This window comes from Sphaerochaeta sp. UBA5849 (assembly GCA_002432715.1).
In the GTDB taxonomy this organism is placed as follows: Bacteria; Spirochaetota; Spirochaetia; order Sphaerochaetales; family Sphaerochaetaceae; genus Sphaerochaeta.
In genome coordinates this window covers 14224-29384 of record DJGJ01000024.1, presented here as the reverse complement: position 1 = coordinate 29384, position 15161 = coordinate 14224, and the positions used below count along the sequence as shown (strand labels likewise).

15 protein-coding genes are annotated in these 15161 nt (G+C 51.2%); 11 read left to right on the top strand and 4 right to left on the bottom strand.

What is annotated here, in order from left to right; genetic code table 11:
* Positions 1–98: 98 nt before the first annotated feature.
* From B3K89_RS03905 to B3K89_RS03870, 8 genes are all read left to right on the top strand, one after another.
* Positions 99–1142: a transaldolase family protein gene (locus B3K89_RS03905; protein WP_345907089.1), complete on the top strand. Its 1044-nt coding sequence runs from the start codon at positions 99–101 to the stop codon at positions 1140–1142.
* The gene (locus B3K89_RS03900) at positions 1123–1887 is read left to right on the top strand and encodes an SDR family oxidoreductase (RefSeq protein WP_293892354.1); all 765 of its coding nucleotides are present in this window, start codon (positions 1123–1125) and stop codon (positions 1885–1887) included. The genes B3K89_RS03905 and B3K89_RS03900 overlap by 20 nt, the downstream gene beginning before the upstream one ends.
* A 296-nt stretch (positions 1888–2183) precedes the next feature.
* The gene (locus B3K89_RS03895) at positions 2184–3476 is read left to right on the top strand and encodes an extracellular solute-binding protein (RefSeq protein WP_293892357.1); all 1293 of its coding nucleotides are present in this window, start codon (positions 2184–2186) and stop codon (positions 3474–3476) included.
* 68 nt (positions 3477–3544) lie between these two features.
* Entirely contained in the window at positions 3545–4444 is a 900-nt protein-coding gene (locus B3K89_RS03890; protein WP_293892360.1) for a carbohydrate ABC transporter permease, read from the top strand.
* Position 4445: 1 nt separating this feature from the next.
* Positions 4446–5282 (top strand): carbohydrate ABC transporter permease, encoded by an 837-nt coding sequence (locus B3K89_RS03885; RefSeq protein ID WP_293892363.1) that lies wholly within the window; start codon positions 4446–4448, stop codon positions 5280–5282.
* A 12-nt stretch (positions 5283–5294) separates the two neighbouring features.
* Positions 5295–6860: a glycoside hydrolase family 43 protein gene (locus tag B3K89_RS03880; RefSeq protein WP_293892366.1), complete on the top strand. Its 1566-nt coding sequence runs from the start codon at positions 5295–5297 to the stop codon at positions 6858–6860.
* A 9-nt stretch (positions 6861–6869) separates the two neighbouring features.
* Positions 6870–7595 carry a ThuA domain-containing protein gene (locus tag B3K89_RS03875; protein WP_293892369.1) on the top strand — a complete coding sequence of 242 codons (726 nt, stop codon included), beginning with the start codon at positions 6870–6872 and terminating at the stop codon, positions 7593–7595.
* 1 nt (position 7596) lies between these two features.
* Positions 7597–8673: a Gfo/Idh/MocA family protein gene (locus B3K89_RS03870; protein ID WP_293892372.1), complete on the top strand. Its 1077-nt coding sequence runs from the start codon at positions 7597–7599 to the stop codon at positions 8671–8673.
* On the opposite strand, the gene B3K89_RS03865 is transcribed toward B3K89_RS03870, so the two are convergent.
* The 4 genes from B3K89_RS03865 to B3K89_RS03850 form a co-directional block, all read right to left on the bottom strand.
* Entirely contained in the window at positions 8666–9169 is a 504-nt protein-coding gene (locus tag B3K89_RS03865) for an asparaginase domain-containing protein (protein ID WP_345907088.1), read from the bottom strand. The two genes, B3K89_RS03870 and B3K89_RS03865, sit on opposite strands and share 8 nt — an antisense overlap.
* A gap of 12 nt (positions 9170–9181) precedes the next feature.
* Entirely contained in the window at positions 9182–10252 is a 1071-nt protein-coding gene (locus tag B3K89_RS03860) for an ABC transporter ATP-binding protein (RefSeq protein ID WP_293892375.1), read from the bottom strand.
* Between the two features lie 12 nt (positions 10253–10264).
* On the bottom strand, positions 10265–11980 hold the full coding sequence (locus B3K89_RS03855) for an ABC transporter permease (protein ID WP_293892378.1): 1716 nt from the start codon (positions 11978–11980) through the stop codon (positions 10265–10267).
* Positions 11981–12051: 71 nt separating this feature from the next.
* Positions 12052–13092, bottom strand: a complete 1041-nt coding sequence (locus B3K89_RS03850; RefSeq protein ID WP_293892381.1) for an ABC transporter substrate-binding protein — start codon at positions 13090–13092, stop codon at positions 12052–12054.
* A 178-nt stretch (positions 13093–13270) separates the two neighbouring features.
* Here B3K89_RS03850 and B3K89_RS03845 point away from each other — a divergent pair, with 178 nt between their 5' ends.
* The 3 genes from B3K89_RS03845 to B3K89_RS03840 all read left to right on the top strand — a co-directional run bounded on the left by B3K89_RS03845 (position 13271) and on the right by B3K89_RS03840 (position 15091).
* Complete coding sequence (locus B3K89_RS03845; protein WP_345907087.1) at positions 13271–14359, top strand: AI-2E family transporter; 1089 nt, start codon at positions 13271–13273, stop codon at positions 14357–14359.
* A gap of 17 nt (positions 14360–14376) precedes the next feature.
* Positions 14377–14667 (top strand): DUF4172 domain-containing protein, encoded by a 291-nt coding sequence (locus B3K89_RS13765; protein WP_414712338.1) that lies wholly within the window; start codon positions 14377–14379, stop codon positions 14665–14667.
* A gap of 190 nt (positions 14668–14857) precedes the next feature.
* On the top strand, positions 14858–15091 hold the full coding sequence (locus tag B3K89_RS03840) for a DUF2188 domain-containing protein (protein WP_345907086.1): 234 nt from the start codon (positions 14858–14860) through the stop codon (positions 15089–15091).
* Positions 15092–15161: the final 70 nt, after the last annotated feature.

Below are 15161 nucleotides of genomic sequence, written 5' to 3'. Positions count from 1 at the left end.
CGCTGCACGCCGACGGCTTCGGAAGCGACGACCACAGCGCCTTGGCACGCTACTATGCGAAGCTGAGCGGCACCGCGATCGGACAGTAAGGGGACTTGATGAACTATCTTCAATGGCTGGCAAACCAAACAGATTCGATGTGGTGGCATGACTCTGCCAACAAGGATGAACTTGAGCGCGCTCTATCGTGGGGCGCGGTCGGTATGACCACCAACCCGTTTTTGGTCAATCAGACGCTGTCAAGTCAACCTGCTCAATGGCGGAATGCAATCCAGGGTGCCATGGCGCTTGGCGGTGATGAGAAAGTGCTTGGTTTGGTCAAGGCGGTTACCGGCCATTATGCCGAAACCCTCAAGCCCCTGTATCAACAACAGCGACCCGGATACGGGTATGTATGCGCACAAACCAATCCCAACAAGTGCGGTGACTATGCATACATGCTCGCCCAGGCAAAGCAGTTTGCAGCATGGTTCCCCAATGTGGTGATCAAGCTGCCTGCTACCAAGGCCGGCATCCGTGCTTATGAGGAGTGTGCAGCCCTTGGATACAATGTGGCTGCGACCGTTGGTTTTACCGTACCCCAGGCGCTTGCTGTTGCTGAAGCTGCAAAACGAGGCATTGGGAGGGCTCGAAAAAACGGTCTCAAAACCCCGCTTACGATTGCCGTTCTCATGGTGGGGAGGCTGGACGACTACCTTCGCGATGTCGCCCAGGACCAACAAGCCGACGTGTCTGAGTCGGACATCCGCCAGGCTGGGACTGCTTGCATCAAGAAAGCATACCATCTGTATGCCGAGCGGGGGTATGAGACGTATCTCATGCCTGCAGGCTGCCGGGGTGCCTACCACATCACCGCCTTAAGCGGGGCTAAAATGATTATGTCCATTTCAGTGAAGATTCAGGGGGTGCTGCTTGCTCTCAAGGGGCCTTTCGAAACGGAGATTGACAAGCCCGTTGATGAGGCTGTGATCAGAAGATTATCGACGCTTGCTGAATTCAGGAAGGCGTATGAGGAGGATGGGATGCAGGTCGAAGAGTTCATCACCTACGGCAGCAGCAACCGCACCATCGACCAATTCATCAATGACGGGTGGAATCCCTTGGCAAGCATGAAGAGGCAGTATGAAACACAACCCGTTTGACTTGACTGGAAAGAATGCAGTAGTAACCGGCGCTTATCAAGGTCTGGGATGGGGGATGGCAGAGGGCCTTGCAGAGGCGGGAGCTTTTGTCATCCTCGTCGATGTGAATCCCGAGGTCGAGCAGAAGGCTCTGCAGCTTCGCTGTGAAGGCCTGCTGGCCGAAGGCATGTGTGCCGACCTGCTGGATCGGGCCGATCGCGCAAGACTGAAGTCGGCCATTGAAAATCGGCTGGCCGGAAAGCTCGATATCATGGTCAACAATGCCGGTATCCAGATCCGCCATCCGGTCCTCGAGTTCCCCATCGAGGATTGGGACAAGGTCATTGAACTCAACCTCACTTCTGTTTTTGATCTCGCTCAGTGGGCGGCTCGTTTGATGGTCGCTCTCGGCAAGGGCAAAATCATCAACACTGCCAGTGTCAATTCCGTTGCAGCCGGTGTTTATACGGTTGCCTATTGTGCTGCCAAGGGCGGAATCATGCAGCTGACCAAAACCATGTCCAATGAACTCTCGGCCCTGGGTGTCAACGTCAACTGCATTGCACCCGGTTACATGGCTACCCCGATCAACACAGCGTTGGTCGAGGATGAGAAGCGGTTTGCAGAACTCAGTCAGCGTATTCCTGCCAAACGCTGGGGGCAGCCCCGGGATATGGCGGGAGCTGCAGTATATCTTGCCAGTGATGCCTCCGATTACGTATGCGGCATCATGCTTCCGGTGGACGGAGGGTATTTAGGAAGGTAGGCACAGACAAGCCTGAACGACATTCCAGTGGTTTCAATCTCAGCCATAAATCTATATTACATATGTAATATCTAGGTTTGTGGTTATTTGTATATTTATATTAAGAAAAGATTTAGAAAGTAATACATTTGATATAAATAAACGAATTATTAGTAAAAAATCAATAAAACATATGTAATGTATATAGTAGACATTCTTATCTGCTCAAAACGCCCCCACACTGAATATACAAAAGGATGCAGGTCTGTGTGGCTTGCAATAGTACATGATGCGTTACCTGATAAGGAGGTTACAGCATGAAGAAATTGAGTACCTTGGCGCTGGCTTTGGTAGTGGGCATGTCCCTGTTGTTTGCAGCAGGGGCCCCTGAAGCAACAGCCAAAGACGAACAGATTACGCTGAATGTCTGGCACATCGGCGTTGATGCCACCCGACGAGCTACCATGGAGAAGGCTATTGCCCGCTATCAAGCGGCAAACCCGAACGTCAAAGTGGTTGATCAGGCAATCGAGAACGATCCCTACAAGACCAAGCTGAAGACAGCGATGGGCGGAGGAAATCCACCCGACTTGTTCATCACCTGGGGTGGCGGCTGGATGGAGGAGTTCATCAAAGCAGGCAAAGTGCTTGATATTTCCGAACAGGTGAAGAGTGTTGCCAAAAACTATCTCGAACCCGGTATCTCCATCAGTATGAGTGGAGACAAGATCTATGGTCTTCCAATTACCTGCGGACCTTCTTCTGTATACTACAACCGCCAGCTGTACGATAAGTACGGTCTGAAGGTACCCACAACGCTTGCAGAGTTCGAGCACAACTGTGACGTACTAAAAGCCAACGGCATCATCCCCATTGCACTCGGTAATGCAAGCAAATGGCCCGGGGCCATCACCTTCATTTACCTCTCGATGCGCTACGGCGGGGCACAGGTCTTCATCGATGCATTCAATCGGGAGAATGGAAAGACGTTCGAGGATGAGAGTTTCATCAAAGCCGGTGAAAAGATTCAGGAATGGGTCCGCAAGGGTTACTATCCTGAAGGTATGAACGGTATCAACTACGACACCGGTGGATCGAGAATGTTGTTCTACAGCTCCAGGGCTGCACACATCATCCAAACCAACGGTCTGCTTGGAAACTGTATCAATGAGGCTCCTGACTTCTACAAGAACAACCTCGGCCTGTTCAAGTTCCCGGTCATCGAGGGTGCAAAGGGTTCTGCCGACGAGATTGTGGGCGGCGGAAATGTCATCCACGTCTATGCAGGAACGAAGTATCCCGATGAAGCATTCAAGCTGCTTGTCACGCTCTCCGACCTTGAATATGGTCAAGACATGATCGACGGGTCCCGCATGATTTCTGGTGTCAAGGGCATCGTAATCAATGATCCGCTCATCCAGCAGCAGTATGATGTGCTCATGAGTGCAAAAGTCATGCAGAACTTCTACGACCAGTATATGCCTCCTGCCCTCGCAGAAGTGCATAAGGATACCACACAAGCGTTGTTTGGTTTGACCATGACTCCCGCCCAGGCTGCAAAGCTGGTGGAGGCGAAAGCTGTGGAAGTATTAGGTCCCGCCAAGAAGTAAGGATTGAAATCACCCATGATGGGAGGCTGGTTTTCAGCCTCCCTCTCTACAGCATAAGGAACGTATTCATGGTCCAAACTAAACGTCGTGCAACAAACCATAGGGAGATTCTCTTTGTTGTGGCAGCCTTGCTGCCGGGGCTCCTGTTTTATGGGATTTACAATCTCTACGGCATTGTCATGACCTTCCAGTTCTCTACCTTGGATTGGACGGGTATCAGCCAGAATTCTGGATTTGTCGGGCTTGGGAACTATCTGAAGCTCCTTCAAGATCCCATGATGGGAGTGGCGGTAAAAAACAACTTGATTCTGATGATCACCTCCATCGTCATCCAGCTTCCTTTCGCACTGCTCATCGCTCTTGCCTTGAACAGCAAAATCAAGGGTACGCGTTTCTTCCGTACCATCTTCTTTCTTCCCATGCTCTTCTCCACCGTTGCAACCGGCATCATGTGGCAGCTCTTCTTCGATCCGATGTTCGGAATCCTTGCCTATGTAATGCAACATGTTGGACTGGGCGATTACATTATCGGCTTCCTTGCCGACGTGCGTACCGCAATGCCTGCAGTCCTGTTCGTCATCTGCTGGCAGTTCATTCCCTTCTACATGATCATTCTCAAAGCAGGATTGACCAACATCTCCACCGAGTTGTATGAAGCAGCCACGATCGACGGTGCAAACCGCTATCAGGCATTCTGGAAGATCACCTTGCCGTTGATGGTGCCCACACTCAGAACCAGTGCGGTCATGTCGATGGTAGGATCTCTTAAATATTTTGATTTGGTCTACATCATGACCGGTGGCGGACCCAGTGGTGCCACCGAGCTCATGGCCACCTATATGTACAAGAAAGGATTCGTGGAATTCAGCATGGGGTATGCCTCGGCCATTGCAGGCCTGATGTTCATCATCTGTTTCCTTTTTGCCTGTATCTTCCTCTATATCACCAGGGTGAGGGAGGCTCATTGATATGAATAAAGAACCTGTAAGCGATAAACTGTTTAAGGCCGGCATCTATCTCTTTTGCATTGTGGTCCTCATTCTTACCGGCTTCCCTTTGCTGTTTCTGGTATTCAACAGTTTCAAGAGCCTTCCTGAGTATATGATGAATATCTGGCAGCCTCCGAAAAAACTCTTTTTCGGCAACTACAAGCTGGTTTTTGCCCCGACATTTCTGAAATACTTCATCAACAGTCTGATTGTCAGTGTCAGCGGTGTCACCTTGGTTATTCTTGTATCCTCTCTTATGGCTTTTGTGTTTGCCAAGTTCTCCTTCAAAGTCACCAAGGGCATTTTCTTTCTCGTCGTAGCCGGTATGATGATTCCCATCCATACCACGTTGATTCCCATCTACTCGCTCAGTATCAACATTGGTGTGTATGATACACTGTTCGCCCTCATCGGGCCGTATATCTCATTCAATATTCCTGTTTCGGTCTTCATCATGACCCAGTTCTTCAAGGAGATGCCCAAGGAGCTTGATGAGGCTGCCAAGATTGATGGAGGTTCGCTCTTTCTGATCTATCGTAAAATTGTGATGCCTCTGTCCGGTCCTGCAGTCTCGACAGTCGGTGTCTACACCTTTCTGACCATGTGGAATGAGTTTGTCTACGCCCTGGTCATGATCGACACCCGCTCAAAGAAGACGCTTTCCCTCGGCATCCGTGACTTCTACGGCTTCCAGACGATCAACATTCCTGCAGTGCTTACCGCCATACTGGTAGGTTCGCTTCCGGTCCTCATCTTCTATTTTGTAGCTCAGGACCGAGTCATCAACGGCTTGACACAAGGCGCCCTCAAGGGCTGACAAGGAGATATCATGACGCGAGTACAGAATCCAATTCTTAAAGGCTTCAATCCCGATCCTTCCATCCTTAGGGTGGGGGATGACTATTTTATTGCCACCTCGACCTTCGAATGGTTTCCAGGGGTACAAATTCACCACAGCAAGGACTTGGTGAACTGGACGCTCCTTACCCGGCCGCTTGACCGGGTGAGCCAGCTCGATATGAAGGGGTGTCTCGATTCCACCGGAGTGTGGGCGCCCTGCCTTTCCTACGACAAGGGAACTTTCTACCTGCTGTACACCATCGTACATACCAAGGATCACTTCAAGGATACACACAACTACTTGGTTACCGCTCCTGCAATCACCGGTCCTTGGAGCGAGCCGGTCTACATCAACAGTTATGGATTCGACCCCTCGCTTTTCCATGATGATGACGGGCGCAAGTATGTCGTTACCATGTCCACCGATTTCCGTAAAGGGCGCAGCCGGTTTGCCGGCATCCTGCTGGAAGAGTTCGACATGAGGTTGGGTGCATGTGTAGGGAACCCCAAGCTTATTTTCAAAGGAACCGAACTGGGATGGACCGAAGGTCCCCATCTCTACCACATCGGTGAGTACTACTACCTGTTGGTTGCAGAAGGAGGTACCTTTTACAACCATGCAGAGTCGGTGGCACGTTCGAAGCATATTGAAGGTCCGTACGAGGAGATGCCGGGCAATCCCTTGGTTACCAGCAGGGATAGACCGGACCTTCCAATCCAGAAAGCCGGTCACGCTGACTTGGTGCAGATGCAAAACGGTGAGTGGGCGATGGTCCATCTCTGCGGCCGTCCGGTGGACAAGCACTGTATGCTTGGACGGGAGACTTCCATCCAGAATATTGTCTTCGATGAGGACTTGTGGCCGAGGATCAAGGGTGGCGGCAATGCTCCACGAGCTTTCTTTGAGTCTCCATTTGATGCAACCCCTGCAGGTCCGGTTGATATTCACTACTCGTTCGATCAGGACAAGCTCCCTCTGGATTTCCAGACACTGCGCATACCCCTCGCAGAGGACACCCTTTCACTGAAAGCGCGCAAGGGGTATCTGCGTCTGTATGGCAAGGAGAGTCCGAACTCCACCTTCACCCAGGCCTTGGTAGGGCGCAGGCAGCAGGCTTTCAGGTGTATTGTCACCACCAAGGTCGAATTCGATCCCTCCTGGTATAAACACATGGCTGGTCTTTCCTATTATTACGGGACACGTCAGTACTACTACCTGAGGTTCAGTCATGACGAGGCTCTTGGTAAGGTGGTCTGCATCCTCAGTTGCGACAACGGCAAGTATGACGAACCATTCGAGCCGGTTGCGCTGGGAGAAACGACATCGCTGTATCTTCGCATAGAGACCGACTACGGAATTGTCAGGTTTTTCTACTCCTTGGATGGAGAGCGGTACATCCAATACGGACAGGACAGTGATGCACTGCGCATCAGTGATGATAGGTTGGACAATACAGCCTTTACCGGTGCATTCTTCACGCTCTCGGCTCAAGATATGACGGGATTTTCCAAGAGCGCGGATTTTGCATTCTTGCACTATACTGAATTGGAGTAAGGAGAAAGTATGGCAGAGAAGAAAGCTCTCTTATTGGTCGGTGGCTGGGATGGCCACCAACCGGAATTGGTGGCAAAGCGGTTTTCCACGTTTTTGGGAGAATCTGGTTTTGAGGTGCAACTCGAACGTTCTCTTGATATCCTGCAGGACAGGGAGTATCTGTTCAGCCTCGATTTGTTCATACCCATCTGGACGATGGGGGAACTGCACTCCAAATTGACCAACCATCTTGCCGATGCAATCGGCAGCGGAGTCGGAGTGGCAGGATGCCATGGTGGCATGTGCGATGCGTTTCGCACCAACGTGCTTTGGCAGTTCATCATGGGAGGCAACTGGGTAGCACACCCTGGCTCCGATGGCGTGCCGTATCGGGTGCACATCAAGCACAGCTCAAGTGAACTGACGCGGGATGTGCAGGATTTTGCTGTCTGCAGCGAGCAGTACTACCTGCATGTCGACCCCGCCGTGGAGGTCCTTGCCACTACTACTTTCCCCACCGTCGATTGGTACCATTCCACCAACGGAGTCGTACAGATGCCTGTCGTCTGGACAAAGAAGTGGGGATACGGTCGGGTATTCTACAACTCCTTGGGGCACCACGATGATGTCTTTGACATTCCTGAGGCTTGGACATTGATGAAACGCGGCCTCTTGTGGGCTGCCGAAGGTAAACGGATTGCTCAAGAGCAAGGTGTGGGCATTGATCGATTTGCAAGTGATAGGAAGATGTTCTGATATGAAAAAACTGAGAGTAGGAATTATTGGAGTCGGGAAGATCAGCGGTATCTACTTGGAAAACCTGACCAAGATGTTCAGCTCTGTGGTACAGGTGGTGGGTGTGGTCGATCTGCTTGCTCAGCGTGCAGCCGAAATAGCGCAGACGTTCAAGATACGGCAGTATGCAGATGTGAAGGCCATGCTGGCGGATCCCGAGATTGACTTGGTGCTCAATCTTACCACGCCGCAGAGTCATTACAGCCTTTGCAAGCAAGCCCTTGGGGCGGGCAAGCACGTCTATGTGGAAAAGCCGCTCTCCCTTACTGTTGAACAAGCCTCCGAGCTTGTGGACTTGGCCTCCTCAAAGGGTCTGATCCTCGGAGGGGCTCCTGATACATTTTTGGGAGCAGGCATTCAGACCTGCCGAAAGCTCATCGACGATGGTTGGATCGGAAGGCCGATTGGAGCCTCTGCCTTCATGATGAACCATGGTCATGAGAGCTGGCATCCTGACCCGGAATTCTATTACAAGCAAGGCGGCGGGCCATTGTTTGATATGGGCCCGTACTACATCACCGCCTTGGTGAATCTCCTCGGTCCTGTCGACTCGGTGACCGGTTATGCACAAAAGAGCTTTGCAACAAGAACCATAACCAGCGAGCCCAAGAAAGGGGAGGTCATCGATGTGGATGTTGCTACCCATGTCGCAGGAGTCCTGCACTTTGCAGGTGGGGCGGTAGCCACCCTGGTCACCAGTTTTGATGTATGGCATCATAGCATGCCCCGCATGGAAATCTACGGCAGTGAAGGCTCCTTGCAGGTTCCCGACCCCAATACCTTCGGTGGTCCGGTGCTCTTTTGCACCAAGGGTACAAAGGAGTGGAAGGAGATTCCCCTGCTCTTTGACTATGCTGAGAACTCCCGTGGCCTGGGTGTTGCAGATATCGCCCTTGCTCTTGCCGATACAAAGAAACACCGGGCAAGCGGTGAGCTTACCCGGCATGTGGTCGAGGTGATGTGCAGCCTGCTCGCTTCTGCAGAGAATAAACGGCAGGTTGCCATCAAGCATACCTGCCAAAGACCCTTGCCTAGGTGATGGTCTCGAAGATTCCCTTTTCCTTGTTCTTGCGGCAGTTGTCCCAGTTGAAAATTCTCCCGCTCATGGTCAGATAGACCCCGGGCGGGAGCAGCTGGACTGATGCAATCGCCGTTCCAAGATTGAAGACTGCATCCGAGCCCTCGAGAGAGTAGGGAATCATGGCGCCGGTGAGAACGACCGTTTTTTTACTCTCTTCTCCCAACGTCTCAGCGATCACCTTCGCCGTATTGCACATGGTGTCGGTGCCGTGCACAACGATAATCTTGTCTTCGGCACTATGCAGGCAGGTTTTCGCCACTTCATGACGTTGCTCCTCGGTCATGTAGAGACTGTCCACCGCCAGCGGGCCTTCCAGGTGGACGGTCATGGTGCAGCGTGACTGGCCAAGAATCCTTGGCAGCTGCGATTCGCGGAACGTGAGCTCGCCGCTGATCGCATCGTACTGCTTGTCGAAGGTGCCCCCGGTTGTAATGATTCGTAGATCTTGTGCCATGGTATGATCCTCTTATGTAAGAATCTTGGTATGTGAGTCATCTCCGCTGTCCTCGAAGACAGTGAACTCTTCCACCCTGAGCTGGTAGGTGTCTCCTACCTTGCAGGTATCGAAGCTTGATGGTTCAGCTATGACGCGGATCTGCTCCCCCCCGAGATCGATGCGGCAGTCATTGACATCGCCCAGATAGAACTTGCTGAAGAGCGTTCCAGTGAAGTCTCCCTTTATCGAAACGAAGCGCAGGTTCTCCGGTCTGATGCCTACCACCACATCGCCTTCCAACGGTCCTTCATACGGCAGCTGCTGCCCCGATTTCTTCAGGGTGAGGACCTTGTCCTTGCTGACAGCCTCCAAGAAGTTGATTTTTCCCACAAAATCAGCGACGAATTGGTTTGCCGGGTGACGGTAGATTTCCGTAGGAGGCCCGATTTGCTGGATGATTCCCTTGTTTATGACGATGACGCGGTCGCTCATCGTCATGGCCTCCATCTGGTCATGGGTGACATAGACAACGGTGATGCCCAGCTGTTTCTGGATATCCTTGATCTCAAAACGCATTGAGTCGCGCAGTTTTGCATCGAGGTTGGAGAGCGGCTCATCCAACAGCAGCAACTGAGGTTTTGCCACCAATGCCCGGGCCAGGGCTACACGCTGTTGCTGTCCTCCCGAGAGTTGGCTGGGGATGCGTTGGGCGTATTGGGAGAGATGGACGGTTTCCAAAACCTCTTCGACCAAGGTCTTGATCTCCTGCTTGTGCATTTTTTTCATCTTCAGCGGATAGGCGACATTCTCAAATACCGTCATATGCGGCCAGACAGCGTAGGACTGGAATACCATGCCGATATCCCTTTGTTCGGGGGGAACGAAATTCTTGGTCGAACTCACCTCCCTATCACCGATGTAAATCTCCCCTTCGGTGGGTTTTTCAAAGCCCGCGAGCATCCGAAGCATCGTGGTTTTGCCGCACCCCGAAGGGCCGAGGAGGGTTACGAACTCCCCGTCGGATAATTCGGCATTGAAGGAGGAGAGGACCACTACCTCTCCAAAAGCTTTTTTAATATCCTTGATGAGTATGCTTGACATCATGTACCTCGTTTAGATTGAGAATTCACCGTCGGTAAGCTTGTTCAACAACCAGTTGATCCCGAAGACGGTGAACAGGATCGCAGTGGCCAAAGCGGAGGCGGTCTGCTGGTTATGATAGGTCTGGTAGGTAAACAGCTCATACCCAAGCGTCTTGGTGTTGGTTGAATAGAGCAGGGTGGACATGGTCAATTCATAGAAGCAGGGCATGAAAATCAAGAACCAACCAGCCACCAAGGCGGGGGCGATCAGCGGCAGGGTGACGTTTTTCATGCTCTTCAGCCATGATGCCCCCGATATCTGGGAGGCCTCTTCCAAGGATGGACTGATCTGCGACAGGGCACTTACCACTGTACGCATACCCATCATCATGTACTTGATCATATAGGCGATGACCATGATGGTCAGGGTATTGTAGATGTTGATGCCGAACTTCCCGCTCATGGACATGATCAACGAGAGGGCGATGACGACACTCGGTGTTCCACTTCCCACCGTGATCATGAAATCTGGGATTTTCTTGCCCTTGATGTTGGTCCTCACCAGCAGGTATGCCATCATGCAGGAGATCAGAAGACCGAATGAGGCTGCCATTATTGCGGAAATCAAGCTGTTTCTTGCAGAGCTGAGGATGGATTTTCGGGTGAAAATACGTTCCCAATACCGCCAGGTGATGTTTCCCTCGGAGAATACCGATTCACCGAGGTTCACCGTGATGCTGGAAAGGGCAACAGTCACAAAGGGGATGATGACCACGATCAGGGCGAAGGCGACAACCACCAAAGTGATGGGAATTCTCCACCTTCCCAGGTCCACGATATTGGGTCTGGTCGACTTGCCGGAGACGGTGATGTACTGCTTCTTGCCGATTGAAAAGGTGGAGAGATAGAGTACGACATTGGCGATCAGCATGAGAAAGACCGCAAGGGTTGTGGCATCGGTGAGTCCTTCCTGACTGCCGATATAGACGAAGTCTATGATTCGGGTGGTAACCGTATGGATCTGCCCGGGAACTCCGATAATCGAGGGGATGCCGTAGCACGAACCTGCGGCTACAAACACCAAAAGGGCTGCCGCAACGATGGAAGGGAGCATCATGGGAAGGGTGATGGTACGCAGCGTAGTCAGAGGGCTTGCCCCGGAGATTCGTGAGGCCTCCTCCAAGGATGGGTCCATCTTCTCCATGGCGCGGCTGATGGTGATGAAGGCATACGGGTAGTAGAATCCGGTCAACACCCAGATCAGGCCTCCCATGGTATAGATATCAAACGGGGCGGAGCCCAGGTTGAAGATTTTCATGAGAAACATATTCATCGACCCGACAGTGGGATTGAGCAGGCGCATCCAGGCCATGGCTCCAACGTAGGGAGGCACCATATAGGTGGCGACGAAGAGGGTGCGGAAGAATTTTTTCCCGTAGAGATTCGTCCGTCCTACCAGCCATGCCAACGGAAAGGCTATGAGGACTCCAAAAATCATCGAGAAGGAAGCAGCTATGACGGTATTGGTCAAAGCTGACCAGTTCAGCGGGTAGGTGTATACACGCTTGAAAGCCTCAAGTGAGAACCTTCCCGTAGAAAAGAAGGCCCGGAACACCAAATAGAGCAGGGGAAACACCTGGAAGACCAAAAGGAATCCGACGATGGCAAGAATGATGATCCATTTCGGATCAAAAAACCATCGTCGTTTCCCCGCTTCCAAAGGGGCACTGAGTTTAAGCACTTGCATAGGGAGAGCTCCTTTGAACAAGAAGGCGGAAGCCCTGACTACAAGACTTCCGCCTCAAGATGTTAGGTGAATTACTTCTTGGCGACAGCTTCCTGGAACTTGGTGCGAAGTTCTTCGCGCAAGGTTACCGTTGCCTGCCAGTCGACGGGAATCGTGTTCTTCAGGATTTCCTTGGTCGGGATGGCGTCGTAGGGGTGATTGGGATACTTGGAAGAAACGGAGTGCATCCAAGCCTTGACGATATTGGCCTGGCCTTCGTCGGACAAGAACCACTCGGTGACGGCTTTGGCGGCTGCACTATTCTTGTTGGGGCTCCACTGGTCGTTGATCGACATGATCGGGGAGGGAACAACAATGGTGCCGTCGGTGGGGTAAATTACTTCAATCTTGGACTTGTCCATCTCACGCTTCTGCAGCACCGATTCCTCAAGGATCATGATGACCTTGCACTCACCGGTTTCAAGTTTGGTCAGGGCGACCGAACCACTCTCAATCTTCACCTTCTGGTTGCCAAGGGCGGTGAAATACTCGTATCCATACTTGTCCTTCAGTGCGCTGATGGTATCCAGTGCAGTACCGCTGGTCAAGGGATTGGACATGCTGATCATGCCCTCCACCCGCTTGTCGTAGGCAAAATCATAGAAGGAATTGGGGATATCGGACTTGGAATATTTTGCAGGATTGTAGGCCAGGACCATGTTGCTGATGCGTACCGGATACCAATAGCCTTCCTTGTCGTAATCAAATGCCAGGTCGGCGGCATTGTTGATCATGATCGGCTGGAGGACTCCCATCTGCTTGAGTTCCAAGGCATAGGAAGGGTCGGCGACCATGAGCATGTCACAACCGAGCTTGCCTGCTGCGAACTCTGCCGCAATCTTGGCCTGGAGCGTGCCGGTTCCACCATAGAAAAATTCAATGTCGACGGTAGGGAACACCTCTTCGAGGGTTTCGTCGATCGCTTCGATGACATCGTCGTACATCGAAGTATAGATTACCAATTTTCCAGAGAGGCCTTCATCACCGGCTTTAGGCTTCTCAGCTGCACCTGCTGCAAAAAGCAACGAGCCGACAGCTGCCAGGACACAGAGCATCAAAAACACTTTCTTCATAGCAACAATCTCCTTTTTTGATTAGTCTCAGTATATCATGCATATTTCCACAGTGAGAGAATATTTTTGTTGGATAATTGGGCTCTGGTGCAATTGAAACGAGAATGTGTAGGAGTAAGCTGCACGATTTGCAATCTCCCGAAGTATGTGCAATACTCAAACTTTGATGGAGCTAGAGATGGAACATCGTACCTTTCGAAGAGTAATAGAGTTGTTGATGATTGGAGCAGCCTTGGCTCTGGCGGTAGTCTATTTTCCGAAGGTGGTAGAGGCCTTTTCCGCTTTTGCCGGCTTGCTCAAACCCCTGTTGCTTGGCGTGGTAATCGCATACTTGGTGGATATTCCCGCCAAGAAGCTGGAGCTGAAATTCCAGAAGCGGATCAAGAAGCCGATAGTTGCCCGCGCTTTGGCTACGTGCATCTCACTGTTGCTCTTTTTGCTGTTCATCGCAGGGGTCTTGGTACTCCTGCTTCCCCAACTCGGGGTGGCGATCAAGCAATTCGGCACAAACCTGCCGGTTCTCTATCAAGAGAGCGTAGAGTCGCTACAACAGTTGATGAGCCGCAGACCCGAGCTTGAACAAGGGTTTACCCTTCTTGAAACGTATGTGAATGCAGGCATCGAGCAGGTCAAGGCATCATCGCCCAAGATTGCCGACTATACCATATCGTTGCTCGGAGGAGCGGTCAGCTCGGTCGCCACCGGCCTCATTGCACTGATCTTCAGTTTGTACCTGCTCTTCGGAAAGCATCGGTTGGTAAGTCAGCTCTCCTATCTGGCAAAACGATTCATCCCCGAACAGCACTATCACAAGATTACTGCAATTCTTATTGTAGCGAACAGGACCTTCTCAAAGTTTTTCACCGGCCAGTTTTTGGAAGCGGTGATTCTTGGGACGTTGTGCACGGTAGGAATGCTGCTCTTCAGGTTTCCCTATGCACTCACCGTCGGTTCGGTGGTGGGGATGACCGCCCTCATCCCCTTGGTGGGAGCCTACCTCGGCGGGGCCGTCGGCTTTGTCCTGATCTTTGGTCAAAGCCTGCGTCTGGCACTTTTCTTTGTACTGTTCCTGGTCATTCTCCAACAACTGGAAGGCAACATCATCTACCCCCGTGTGGTCGGCAGTTCGGTGGGATTGCCCGGAGTCTGGGTCTTTGTTTCAGTCATCCTGGGAGCTGGATTGTTCGGGGTGCCAGGCGTCCTCTTTGGAGTCCCCTTGGCGGCAACGGTGTATCAGCTGCTGAAGCAGCAGAAGGAAGCCTCCTAAGGTAAGGTATTTCCCTCATGCGTAGAATACAGTATATAATCTACGCATACAGCATAAAGTCCATCTTGGATACCTATATTTGGCAACAGCCGGACTGGCCGCATTTTACCTGCGATCTACCTTCCTTGCTCTTGGATATCAGTAAAATTGCTCAATCTCAAGGAAAAGTAGAGACTCCATCGGATCAATTGGGGTTTCCTGACAGGAAGAAGTTTGAGGCGCAAATACTGGTAGACGAAATATACCATTCGCATGAATCCAATTTGCGCCATTATGTTTCTAAATTGATTTGCTGTCAAGCATTATGAAACAACCTAGAACAGGGTAAAACATCTTGGAATTGGCACCTTTGTTGGTACACCTTCTCTCCTTTCTGTAAAGACGTCACTAAAAGTGGGAAATCATAATAAACGGGGCTTGTTATGGAAATGAGACCGATTTATATTTGTATCTGAAAGTATTTCTTTGTAGGTATAAAAATATATATTGGAGGTTATAATGGCAAAAACAACACAGCATGTGATTCCTTCTCCTAAGGGAGGTTGGAGTGTAAAGAAGGGTGGAGCTGAGAAAGCTACCAAGAGTTTCAGTACAAAAGACAAAGCTGTTGATTACGCAAAAGGTGTGGCAAAGAATCAAGATGCGGAATTGGTAATCCATGGAAAAGATGGGAAGATCCAGAACCCAAACTCATATGGACATGATCCATGCCCGCCAAAGGATACAAAGTAAGACCTTCTTGCGATGGTTTTTTCTTTAATCCGTCACAGATGTATAAAGCGCTTTGGCCTCATATATTGAC